The 12,033-nt window shown below is 50.8% G+C and carries 9 protein-coding genes, 2 tRNA genes and 3 rRNA genes; 3 read left to right on the forward strand and 11 right to left on the reverse strand.

Annotated elements, in window-relative coordinates; all coding sequences use genetic code 11:
- Positions 1-67: 67 nt before the first annotated feature.
- Positions 68-403: a hypothetical protein gene (locus HV311_RS28125; protein WP_223870189.1), complete on the reverse strand. Its 336-nt coding sequence runs from the start codon at positions 401-403 to the stop codon at positions 68-70.
- On the opposite strand from HV311_RS28125, the gene HV311_RS24360 reads away from it, so the two are divergent.
- Positions 297-1,157 (forward strand): acyltransferase, encoded by an 861-nt coding sequence (locus HV311_RS24360; protein ID WP_243428990.1) that lies wholly within the window; start codon positions 297-299, stop codon positions 1,155-1,157. The two genes, HV311_RS28125 and HV311_RS24360, sit on opposite strands and share 107 nt — an antisense overlap.
- A gap of 13 nt (positions 1,158-1,170) precedes the next feature.
- On the opposite strand, the gene dsbA is transcribed toward HV311_RS24360, so the two are convergent.
- From dsbA to HV311_RS24375, 3 genes are all read right to left on the reverse strand, one after another.
- The gene (dsbA, locus tag HV311_RS24365) at positions 1,171-1,794 is read right to left on the reverse strand and encodes a thiol:disulfide interchange protein DsbA (protein WP_016155156.1); all 624 of its coding nucleotides are present in this window, start codon (positions 1,792-1,794) and stop codon (positions 1,171-1,173) included.
- Between the two features lie 16 nt (positions 1,795-1,810).
- Positions 1,811-2,797 carry a serine/threonine protein kinase gene (locus tag HV311_RS24370; protein ID WP_103848140.1) on the reverse strand — a complete coding sequence of 329 codons (987 nt, stop codon included), beginning with the start codon at positions 2,795-2,797 and terminating at the stop codon, positions 1,811-1,813.
- Between the two features lie 76 nt (positions 2,798-2,873).
- Positions 2,874-3,143, reverse strand: coding sequence for a YihD family protein (locus HV311_RS24375; RefSeq protein WP_003028616.1), 270 nt, complete (start codon positions 3,141-3,143; stop codon positions 2,874-2,876).
- Positions 3,144-3,269: 126 nt separating this feature from the next.
- Between HV311_RS24375 and mobA the strand changes: the two genes are divergently transcribed.
- Complete coding sequence (gene mobA, locus HV311_RS24380; protein WP_233619727.1) at positions 3,270-3,797, forward strand: molybdenum cofactor guanylyltransferase MobA; 528 nt, start codon at positions 3,270-3,272, stop codon at positions 3,795-3,797.
- Positions 3,779-4,297 (forward strand): molybdopterin-guanine dinucleotide biosynthesis protein MobB, encoded by a 519-nt coding sequence (gene mobB, locus HV311_RS24385; protein WP_191220557.1) that lies wholly within the window; start codon positions 3,779-3,781, stop codon positions 4,295-4,297. The genes mobA and mobB overlap by 19 nt, the downstream gene beginning before the upstream one ends.
- A 121-nt stretch (positions 4,298-4,418) precedes the next feature.
- Here mobB and rrf read toward each other — a convergent pair.
- From rrf to trkH, 7 genes are all read right to left on the reverse strand, one after another.
- Positions 4,419-4,534: ribosomal RNA gene (gene rrf / locus HV311_RS24390) — 5S ribosomal RNA — on the reverse strand.
- A 95-nt stretch (positions 4,535-4,629) separates the two neighbouring features.
- Positions 4,630-7,536: ribosomal RNA gene (locus HV311_RS24395) — 23S ribosomal RNA — on the reverse strand.
- Positions 7,537-7,744: 208 nt separating this feature from the next.
- Positions 7,745-7,820, reverse strand: a tRNA-Ala gene (locus HV311_RS24400).
- 108 nt (positions 7,821-7,928) lie between these two features.
- Positions 7,929-8,005 (reverse strand) — tRNA-Ile (locus tag HV311_RS24405).
- 71 nt (positions 8,006-8,076) lie between these two features.
- Positions 8,077-9,618 (reverse strand): 16S ribosomal RNA (locus HV311_RS24410).
- The 16S, 23S and 5S rRNA genes sit together here with 2 tRNA genes alongside, the layout of an rRNA operon.
- 374 nt (positions 9,619-9,992) lie before the next feature.
- Positions 9,993-10,538, reverse strand: a complete 546-nt coding sequence (gene hemG, locus HV311_RS24415) for a menaquinone-dependent protoporphyrinogen IX dehydrogenase (RefSeq protein ID WP_016155152.1) — start codon at positions 10,536-10,538, stop codon at positions 9,993-9,995.
- Between the two features lie 11 nt (positions 10,539-10,549).
- A complete protein-coding gene (trkH, locus tag HV311_RS24420; protein ID WP_003017848.1) occupies positions 10,550-12,001 on the reverse strand; it encodes a Trk system potassium transporter TrkH in 1,452 nt (483 codons plus the stop codon).
- Positions 12,002-12,033: the final 32 nt, after the last annotated feature.

Consider the following 12,033-nt stretch of genomic DNA (forward strand, 5'->3'; position numbering starts at 1 on the left):
TTTTCAGCTCTTTAAATATAGCAATAAAATTAACACATCATTTTATTTATACATATATTTCAGACACTTAAATAAATACGTAGCATTTTATTCCATTTATACAGCTTATATCCTGATGTGGATAGATATTCCCTTTTTTTCTATTCAGGGAAGATCCATCATTTGGTTCGTTTTCTGATAAAATCAGCCCCTTGCGCCTCTTTAGCGCACTATCTATGGCTAACCTTTTGAATAATTTAATTATGACGAGAATACTCGCTGCGATAACGCTGTTGCTGAGTATCGTATTGACCATATTGGTCACGATTTTTTGTTCTGTGCCGATCATCCTTGCCGGAGTTGTAAAACTCCTTTTGCCCGTTCCCGTTGTCTGGCGCAAGGTTTCTGTCTTCTGTAATTTCATGATGTACTGCTGGTGTGAAGGTCTGGCGCTACTGCTACACCTCAATCCGCGACTGAAGTGGGATGTCGAGGGACTGGAAGGTCTTAGCAAGAAAAACTGGTATCTGCTCATTTGTAACCATTACAGCTGGGCTGACATCGTTGTGCTTTGCGTTCTGTTCCGTAAGCACATCCCCATGAATAAATATTTCCTCAAGCAACAACTGGCCTGGGTGCCCTTTATTGGCCTGGCCTGCTGGGCACTGGATATGCCGTTTATGAAACGCTATTCGCGAGGCTACCTGCTCCGTCATCCAGAACGGCGCGGTAAAGATGTCGAAACAACGCGTCGTTCCTGCGAGAAGTTTCGCGTACACCCGACAACTATTGTGAATTTTGTCGAAGGTTCACGTTTTACCAAAGAGAAATGTGAGCAAACCCGCTCTCCTTATCAAAACTTGCTCCCTCCAAAGGCGGCCGGTATTGCGATGGCATTGAACGTACTGGGGTCACAGTTCGATAAAATGTTGAACGTCACGTTGTGCTATCCGGAAAATAGCAGCCGACCGTTCTACGATATGCTGAGCGGTAAGCTAACGCGTATTGTCGTGCGGGTAAATCTGGAGCCAATTCATGAAGGGTTGCACGGTGATTACGTGAACGATAAGGGATTCAAGCGTCGGTTTCAGCTATGGCTTAATACGCTGTGGAGTGAGAAAGACGCGCAGCTCGACGCGATTAAAGCTTCAAATGAAAAAGCCGGTCAGCACAAGTGACCGGCTTTTGCTTTTACTTCTGACCAACCAGATACTTCACAGTATCCGCATACTGTTGTACAAAGATATCCATGCTGCTGGTATCCATGCCCTGCGGATTTACCTGATATTTGCCATTCACGAACATTGCCGGAACGCCCTGCAGCTGTAAATCAGCCGCCGCTTTTTCCTGCTGCGCCACGAGTGATTTCACCACGAAGCTGTTCCATGCCGCATCATAGTCTTCACCTTTAATACCCGCGTCGACAAACACTTTACGGATATCAGCTACAGACTGAACGGTCTGGGTTTTCTGAACACCTTCAAACAACGGAACGGTTACTTGATCTTCAACGCCCAGCGCCATAGCAACGGCCCAAGCTTGCGTCAGATCTTTGCCCAAAGGCCCCAGAAACTCGACGTGGTACTTGGTCATCTTGGTGCCTTCAGGCAGTTTTTTCTTCACGTTATCAGAGACGTGAAGAACTTCTTCAAACTGATAGCAGTGCGGGCAGTAGAAGGAGAAGAACTCCAACACTTGCGGTTCACCCGCAACAGGCTTTTCCAGAGTGATGTATTGTTTGCCATCCTGGAACTGCGCTGCAGATGCGCTAAAAGCTAAAACCATACCAGCCAGCGCCAGCCATAATTTTTTCATGTTCAAATTTCTCCGATTAATACATTGGCGTTAATTGTAAGGGGGGCTCTTGCAGAATTTTTGCCTGCTCAATAAAGGTCGCGGTCTGACGATGCCAGTAATCTTCCCCGGTTAACCACGGGAAGTTTTTTGGAAACGCAGGGTCAGCCCAACGTCGAATTAGCCAGGCAAGATAATAAACTAAACGCATAGCGCGTAAAGGTTCTATCAGTCCGATTTCAGAGGTGTCGAACTCACTAAACTCTTCATAAGCCTCGATAATGGTTTCAAGCTGCATGCGTTGTTCAGCTTTATCGCCATTGAGGAGCATCCATAAATCCTGAACAGCCGGGCCATTGCGGGCATCATCTAAATCGACAAACATCGGACCATCGCGCCACAGAATATTACCGGCATGACAATCACCGTGCAGACGTAGCGTGGTAAAACGTGCATGCCAGCGTTCGGTTACGACCGCGATAAGCGCATCCGTTGCCTTCAGGAAAGCCGCTTTTTGCCCTGATGGGATCAACTGTGCGTGTTCAAAAAGCTTACGCGGCTCAGTCAGGTATTCTTCAAGGCCAATCGTCGGGCGAAAGGCAAAAGTACGCTTGCATCCGGTCTGATGCATACGTCCCAGATAGCGCCCCACCGCCTCCATCTGATCGATATTGTCGGCCTCAAACTGCCGCCCGCCGACGCTGGGGAAGATCGCATAATGGAAACCCTGATGGCTTAACAGCGTTTGGCCGCTTAGTATCAGCGGTGCAGCTACCGGGACTTCATCGCTTACCAGTTCCAGAGCAAACTGGTGCTCTTCCTGGATCTGATCGACAGACCAACGTTCAGGGCGATAAAACTTAACGACAAAGCGTCGACGGTCTTCGTCCTGGAATTGATAGACACGGTTTTCATAGCTGTTAAGCGGGGTAAGCCCGGAGTCCACCCGGATCCCCTGCTCAAACAGTGCATCCATGATGGTATCCGGGTGTAGCGTCTGGAAATTAAAAGCGTTGTCGTTCATCCCATCATCCGGAAAATACTACGAATGATTCAGGATATCATTTCGCAGCGCTTTCGGTGGTGGCGATTACAAGCTTTTACTCTTTAATGACGCCACGTGCGCGGAGTAGTGCGGTTTTAAAATCTTCTTCATAATCTTTCTGAATACCTGGGATGACGGCGTCTTTCGCCGAGTCACGCATTTTCAGGTGATAGATCAGAATGTCATCAGTTAAATCCGCCAGTTCGCCGTCAAAACCTGACTCTTGCGCCAGTTTCTGTAAAAATTGCATCAGGTTAAGATCGGGTTCCTTCTGCCAGGCCGGCTGGAGGAGTTCAATAACTTCATTCAGACGTTTACATTTCATGGTTGTGCTCCTTAGGCTCAATACAGATACGTTAGCAGGGTCAATCCCACATTAAAAGAGGCGATATCAGTGATTCTGGATAGTGCAATAACAGGGGTTGTGCTGGCAGGCGGTAAGGCCAGACGGATGGGCGGAACCGATAAAGGTCTGCTTGAGCTGGACGGTAAACCTCTTTGGCGGCACGTAGCCGATACCCTCGCTTTACAGGTCGAAACCGTGGTGGTTAATGCCAATCGCCACCGGGATATTTACCAACAAAGCGGCCTGAAAGTTATCCCTGATTCATTGGCCGGTTTCCCTGGCCCACTGGCCGGGATGCTATCGGTATTCCTGCAGCAAACGGGGGAGTGGTTTCTGTTCTGCCCGTGCGATATGCCCTATATTCCTCACGATCTGGTCAAACGTTTGAAGGAGCAGCGCAAAGCTGCACCGGTTGTCTGGGTGCATGATGGCGAAAGAGATCATCCGACCATTGCGCTAATGCACCGCACCATGCAACCCTTGCTACAGGATTATCTTCAGTCCGGTGAAAGACGCGTTATGGTCTTTATGCGCCAGGCTGGCGGTCATGCTGTCGATTTCAGCGATCATAAAGATGCGTTCGTGAACGTGAACACCCCTGAAGAACTTGCAAAATGGCAGGACAAATCATGATCCCATTACTCGCTATAGCAGCATGGAGCGGAACGGGAAAAACTACGCTGCTTAAAAAATTGATCCCGGAGCTACGTGCCAGAGGCATTCGTCCCGGATTGATTAAGCATACTCATCACAATATGGATGTTGATAAGCCCGGCAAAGATAGCTATGAGCTACGCAAAGCCGGTGCAGCGCAAACCCTGGTCGCCAGCCAGCAGCGTTGGGCATTAATGGTAGAAACCCCGGAAGAGCCTGAACTGGATTTAGCATACCTGGTAAGCAGGATGGATGCTTCTACACTGGATATGGTGTTGGTTGAGGGCTTTAAGCATGAACCTGTTGCTAAGATCGTTCTTTTTCGCGACGGTTGCGGGCACAGTCCAGAGGACCTGGCGTTAGACAACTATGTTATCGCGGTTGCCAGTGATATTCCGCTTGCGGTGGATGTTCCATTTTTAGATATCAACGATATACAGCAAGTTGCCGATTTTGTTACGCAATGGATAAGAAGATAGCTGCTGTGTCGTGATACGCCTTTGTAGGCCGGATAAGGCGGGAGGTCATATCCGGCAGTTCTCACTCCCTGCAGACGCAAAAAAGCCCATCCGGCAGGATGGGCTTCTTCACTTGTTTGATGCCTGGCAGTTCCCTACTCTCGCATGGGGAGACCCCACACTACCATCGGCGCTACGGCGTTTCACTTCTGAGTTCGGCATGGGGTCAGGTGGGACCACCGCGCTACAGCCGCCAGGCAAATTCTGTTTATCAACACGCTTTTCGCATGTCGATGTAATCTGTAATCAAGCTGAATATCGTGTCTCTTTCGCCAAAACATCTTCGGCGTTGTAAGGTTAAGCCTCACGGTTCATTAGTATCGGTTAGCTCAACGTATCGCTACGCTTACACACCCGACCTATCAACGTCGTCGTCTTCAACGTTCCTTCAGGACCCTTAAAGGGTCAGGGAGAACTCATCTCGGGGCAAGTTTCGTGCTTAGATGCTTTCAGCACTTATCTCTTCCGCATTTAGCTACCGGGCAATGCCATTGGCATGACAACCCGAACACCAGTGATGCGTCCACTCCGGTCCTCTCGTACTAGGAGCAGCCCCCCTCAATTCTCCAGCGCCCACGGCAGATAGGGACCGAACTGTCTCACGACGTTCTAAACCCAGCTCGCGTACCACTTTAAATGGCGAACAGCCATACCCTTGGGACCTACTTCAGCCCCAGGATGTGATGAGCCGACATCGAGGTGCCAAACACCGCCGTCGATATGAACTCTTGGGCGGTATCAGCCTGTTATCCCCGGAGTACCTTTTATCCGTTGAGCGATGGCCCTTCCATTCAGAACCACCGGATCACTAAGACCTGCTTTCGCACCTGCTCGAGCCGTCACTCTCGCAGTCAAGCTAGCTTATGCCTTTGCACTAACCTCCTGATGTCCGACCAGGATTAGCTAACCTTCGTGCTCCTCCGTTACTCTTTAGGAGGAGACCGCCCCAGTCAAACTACCCACCAGACACTGTCCGCAACCCGGATTACGGGTCTACGTTAGAACACCAGCCATTAAAGGGTGGTATTTCAAGGTTGGCTCCATGCAGACTGGCGTCCACACTTCAAAGCCTCCCACCTATCCTACACATCAAGGACCAGTGTTCAGTGTCAAGCTATAGTAAAGGTTCACGGGGTCTTTCCGTCTTGCCGCGGGTACACTGCATCTTCACAGCGAGTTCAATTTCACTGAGTCTCGGGTGGAGACAGCCTGGCCATCATTACGCCATTCGTGCAGGTCGGAACTTACCCGACAAGGAATTTCGCTACCTTAGGACCGTTATAGTTACGGCCGCCGTTTACCGGGGCTTCGATCAAGAGCTTCTCCTTACGGATAACCCCATCAATTAACCTTCCGGCACCGGGCAGGCGTCACACCGTATACGTCCACTTTCGTGTTTGCACAGTGCTGTGTTTTTAATAAACAGTTGCAGCCAGCTGGTATCTTCGACTGATTTCAGCTCCATGAGTAAATCACTTCACCTACATATCAGCGTGCCTTCTCCCGAAGTTACGGCACCATTTTGCCTAGTTCCTTCACCCGAGTTCTCTCAAGCGCCTTGGTATTCTCTACCTGACCACCTGTGTCGGTTTGGGGTACGATTTCGTGTTACCTGATGCTTAGAGGCTTTTCCTGGAAGCAGGGCATTTGTTACTTCAGCACCGTAGTGCCTCGTCATCACACCTCAGCGTTAACAAGACTCCGGATTTACCTGGAATCTCCGCCTACATGCTTAAACCGGGACAACCGTCGCCCGGCTAACATAGCCTTCTCCGTCCCCCCCTCGCAGTAACACCAAGTACAGGAATATTAACCTGTTTCCCATCGACTACGCCTTTCGGCCTCGCCTTAGGGGTCGACTCACCCTGCCCCGATTAACGTTGGACAGGAACCCTTGGTCTTCCGGCGTGCGGGTTTTTCACCCGCATTATCGTTACTTATGTCAGCATTCGCACTTCTGATACCTCCAGCATGCCTCACAGCACACCTTCAACGGCTTACAGAACGCTCCCCTACCCAACAACACATAGTGTCGCTGCCGCAGCTTCGGTGCATGGTTTAGCCCCGTTACATCTTCCGCGCAGGCCGACTCGACCAGTGAGCTATTACGCTTTCTTTAAATGATGGCTGCTTCTAAGCCAACATCCTGGCTGTCTGTGCCTTCCCACATCGTTTCCCACTTAACCATGACTTTGGGACCTTAGCTGGCGGTCTGGGTTGTTTCCCTCTTCACGACGGACGTTAGCACCCGCCGTGTGTCTCCCGTGATAACATTCTTCGGTATTCGCAGTTTGCATCGGGTTGGTAAGTCGGGATGACCCCCTAGCCGAAACAGTGCTCTACCCCCGAAGATGAGTTCACGAGGCGCTACCTAAATAGCTTTCGGGGAGAACCAGCTATCTCCCGGTTTGATTGGCCTTTCACCCCCAGCCACAAGTCATCCGCTAATTTTTCAACATTAGTCGGTTCGGTCCTCCAGTTAGTGTTACCCAACCTTCAACCTGCCCATGGCTAGATCACCGGGTTTCGGGTCTATACCCTGCAACTTAACGCCCAGTTAAGACTCGGTTTCCCTTCGGCTCCCCTATTCGGTTAACCTTGCTACAGAATATAAGTCGCTGACCCATTATACAAAAGGTACGCAGTCACCCCATAAAGAGGCTCCCACTGCTTGTACGTACACGGTTTCAGGTTCTTTTTCACTCCCCTCGCCGGGGTTCTTTTCGCCTTTCCCTCACGGTACTGGTTCACTATCGGTCAGTCAGGAGTATTTAGCCTTGGAGGATGGTCCCCCCATATTCAGACAGGATACCACGTGTCCCGCCCTACTCTTCGAGTTCACAACACATGCACTTTTGTGTACGGGGCTATCACCCTGTATCGCCGGACTTTCCAGACCGTTCCACTACCACACATGCTGATTCAGACTCTGGGCTGCTCCCCGTTCGCTCGCCGCTACTGGGGGAATCTCGGTTGATTTCTTTTCCTCGGGGTACTTAGATGTTTCAGTTCCCCCGGTTCGCTTCATTACGCTATGTATTCACGTAATGATAGTGTGACGAATCACACTGGGTTTCCCCATTCGGAAATCGCCGGTTATAACGGTTCATATCACCTTACCGACGCTTATCGCAGATTAGCACGTCCTTCATCGCCTCTGACTGCCAGGGCATCCACCGTGTACGCTTAGTCGCTTAACCTCACAACCCGAAGATGTTTCGTAAAACACTTCAGTGTTGCGAAAATTTGAGAGACTCGGACACACCGCTTTTCATTTCTTGTTTACGGAGAAATGAAACAGTGTGTCGTTTCAATTTTCAGCTTGATCCAGATTTTTAAAGAGCAAAACTTCGCAGTGAACCTTTTCAGGTACACTCTGAAGTTTTCTTGTGTTTTTGCAGTAAAGGATGGTGGAGCTATGCGGGATCGAACCGCAGACCTCCTGCGTGCAAAGCAGGCGCTCTCCCAGCTGAGCTATAGCCCCATCGTAGTTAAATCTCGTTTAACCTTAATTTCTGTTGAGGCAAGGCGTGGTGACGCGAAGCATACTGAAGTATGTGAGCGTCGCCGCAACGCAGCATCAGCAGAAATTTGGTAGGCCTGAGTGGACTTGAACCACCGACCTCACCCTTATCAGGGGTGCGCTCTAACCACCTGAGCTACAAGCCTGCAGAGATTTTCTTACTGCTAATTTTCATCAGACAATCTGTGTGAGCACTACAAAGAACGTTTCTTTAAGGTAAGGAGGTGATCCAACCGCAGGTTCCCCTACGGTTACCTTGTTACGACTTCACCCCAGTCATGAATCACAAAGTGGTAAGCGCCCTCCCGAAGGTTAAGCTACCTACTTCTTTTGCAACCCACTCCCATGGTGTGACGGGCGGTGTGTACAAGGCCCGGGAACGTATTCACCGTGGCATTCTGATCCACGATTACTAGCGATTCCGACTTCATGGAGTCGAGTTGCAGACTCCAATCCGGACTACGACATACTTTATGAGGTCCGCTTGCTCTCGCGAGGTCGCTTCTCTTTGTATATGCCATTGTAGCACGTGTGTAGCCCTACTCGTAAGGGCCATGATGACTTGACGTCATCCCCACCTTCCTCCAGTTTATCACTGGCAGTCTCCTTTGAGTTCCCGACCGAATCGCTGGCAACAAAGGATAAGGGTTGCGCTCGTTGCGGGACTTAACCCAACATTTCACAACACGAGCTGACGACAGCCATGCAGCACCTGTCTCAGAGTTCCCGAAGGCACCAAAGCATCTCTGCTAAGTTCTCTGGATGTCAAGAGTAGGTAAGGTTCTTCGCGTTGCATCGAATTAAACCACATGCTCCACCGCTTGTGCGGGCCCCCGTCAATTCATTTGAGTTTTAACCTTGCGGCCGTACTCCCCAGGCGGTCGACTTAACGCGTTAGCTCCGGAAGCCACGCCTCAAGGGCACAACCTCCAAGTCGACATCGTTTACGGCGTGGACTACCAGGGTATCTAATCCTGTTTGCTCCCCACGCTTTCGCACCTGAGCGTCAGTCTTTGTCCAGGGGGCCGCCTTCGCCACCGGTATTCCTCCAGATCTCTACGCATTTCACCGCTACACCTGGAATTCTACCCCCCTCTACAAGACTCTAGCCTGCCAGTTTCGGATGCAGTTCCCAGGTTGAGCCCGGGGATTTCACATCCGACTTGACAGACCGCCTGCGTGCGCTTTACGCCCAGTAATTCCGATTAACGCTTGCACCCTCCGTATTACCGCGGCTGCTGGCACGGAGTTAGCCGGTGCTTCTTCTGCGAGTAACGTCAATTGCTGCGGTTATTAACCACAACACCTTCCTCCTCGCTGAAAGTACTTTACAACCCGAAGGCCTTCTTCATACACGCGGCATGGCTGCATCAGGCTTGCGCCCATTGTGCAATATTCCCCACTGCTGCCTCCCGTAGGAGTCTGGACCGTGTCTCAGTTCCAGTGTGGCTGGTCATCCTCTCAGACCAGCTAGGGATCGTCGCCTAGGTGAGCCGTTACCCCACCTACTAGCTAATCCCATCTGGGCACATCCGATGGCAAGAGGCCCGAAGGTCCCCCTCTTTGGTCTTGCGACGTTATGCGGTATTAGCTACCGTTTCCAGTAGTTATCCCCCTCCATCGGGCAGTTTCCCAGACATTACTCACCCGTCCGCCACTCGTCACCCAAGGAGCAAGCTCCTCTGTGCTACCGTTCGACTTGCATGTGTTAGGCCTGCCGCCAGCGTTCAATCTGAGCCATGATCAAACTCTTCAATTTAAGTTTGATGCTCGTGAATTAAACTTCGTAATGAATTACGTGTTCACTCAGAGACTTGGTATTCATTTTTCGTCTTGCGACGTTAAGAATCCGTATCTTCGAGTGCCCACACAGATTGTCTGATAAATTGTTAAAGAGCAGTTGCGACGCGCTTTAGCGCTCTGTCGCGAGGTCCCGTATATTACGTTTTCCTCATTCAGAGTCAAGCATTTATTTTTGCTTTTCTCTGCGAGATTCTCAGTGGAACCCCGCTGACCCGGCGGTTTGTAATCCGTTGTTCCGTGTCAGTGGAGGCGCATTATAGGGAGTTATTTCAGGCTGACAAGGGGAAATTTAAAATAATCTTCCGAGTGCGTATTTTTTATTCTTTGTGCTTATTTTGACAACGTTTTGTGGGTTAATTGGGCGATTTCCCGCGCGAAATCCGCGACCTGTTCCCAATCGGTATACACCACTTCTTTATTGGTATCTGTTTCACCGCCTGACATCTTCATTATCAGTTGGATCATAACGCGGTCATACCAGCGATAGCGGGGATACAGCAAAGCGCCAGCAATAACCGCACTGCGATCAGGCCGCCACGGCGAACTCATCAGGAACTTACGCGCATAGCTGTTAGTTTGCGGCGTGCGTTTCTCCGGTTTACGGGCAACCAGGTTTACGGAGTAGAAGGCACTCGGCATCGCGTTCAGCCGCGTGGCATGCTTTTTCACAAACTCCTGAAAAGCTGCATGGTAATGACCATAACGAATCGAGGCGCCAATCACCACGCTGTCATAATTTTGCCAGTCAGGCTCCGCGGTACGATGCAAATTAACGACATCCGCCCAAACGCCCAGCTCTTTGAGTTCAGAAGCCAGATACTCGGCGATTTCACGCGTTTGTCCGTCCCGGGAAGAAAAAAGAATCAGTGTTTTCACGTGTTACTCCATTATTCACGCCAGAAAGTAGGGGTAAAGAGTACCAGCAGGGTAAAGACCTCCAGACGACCAAACAGCATATTGGCAATCAGGATCCACTTCGCCACGGGGTTCATACTGGCAAAGTTGTCGGCGACAACCCCCAGCCCTGGCCCCAGGTTATTCAGCGTCGCCACAACAGAGGCAAACGCGGAGAAGTCATCAACACCGGTCGCAATAATCGCCAGCATACTGATAATAAAGACCAGCGCATAGGCAGAGAAGAATCCCCACACAGCTTCAAGGATTCGCTCCGGCAAAGCACGGTTACCCAGCTTGATACTGTAAACCGCATTCGGGTGGACCAGTCGTTTCAATTCGCGGTTACCCTGCTTAAACAGCAACAGGATTCGAATCACCTTCAAGCCGCCGCCCGTCGACCCGGCACAGCCGCCAATAAAAGCAGAACACAGCAATAGCACCGGCAGGAACAACGGCCAGCGGGCAATACTGTCCGTAGTGAATCCGGCGGTCGTCGCCATTGATACCACCTGAAAAAAAGCCTGGTTGATGGTCGTGAGTGCCGAACCGTAGGTATTGTGTATCCACAGCACCAGCGTACAGACAGCCACCAGCGTCAGCTGCACCCCAATGAACATGCGGAATTCTGGATCGCGCCAGTAGACCTTCAGGCTGCGACCGCTGAGTAAAGAGAAGTGCAGACCATAGTTACAACCGGAGATCAGCAAGAAGATAGCAATAATGGTGTTAATCGTGGGACTGTCGAAATACCCCACGCTGGCATCGTGTGTGGAAAAGCCGCCGATGGCTATCGTAGCAAAGCTGTGCCCAATAGCGTCAAACGCGGGCATCCCGGCAAACCATAGCGCCAGCGCACACGCCACCGTCAGCAATACATAGATAAGCCACAGCGTTTTCGCCGTTTCGGCAATACGCGGACGCATTTTGTTATCTTTCAGCGGGCCCGGCATTTCTGCCCGGTAGAGCTGCATCCCACCGACGCCAAGAATAGGCAGAATAGCCACCGCCAGCACGATGATCCCCATCCCGCCGAACCATTGCAGCATCTGTCGATAAAAGAGGATAGCGTGTGGCAATGAATCCAGCCCCACCAGCGTTGTCGCCCCCGTGGTGGTTAATCCGGAGAAGGATTCAAAAAAAGCGTCGGTTATCGTGAGGTTAGGGCTTTCCGCAAAGATGAACGGTAGCGCACCCACGCTACCCAGCACGGTCCAGAACAAAACGACAATCAGAAACCCTTCGCGCGATTTCAGCTCGCCCTTCTCTTTACGGTTTGGCCACCACAGCATGGAGCCGATCGCCAGAGCAACGAAGAAAGTTTGAGTAAACGCACGCCCTGCCCCATCGCGGTAGATGAGCGCTACCAGTCCGGGGATAATCATTGTCCCCGAGAATAAGATGACCAGTAGTCCAACGATTCGGGTGATGGCGCGAAAATGCATCTCTGCCGCTTCCTTAGTTCTTTAAAATGAGG

Origin of the sequence: Citrobacter sp. RHBSTW-00881 (assembly GCF_013728515.1) — a bacterium.
GTDB lineage: Bacteria > Pseudomonadota > Gammaproteobacteria > Enterobacterales > Enterobacteriaceae > Citrobacter > Citrobacter braakii.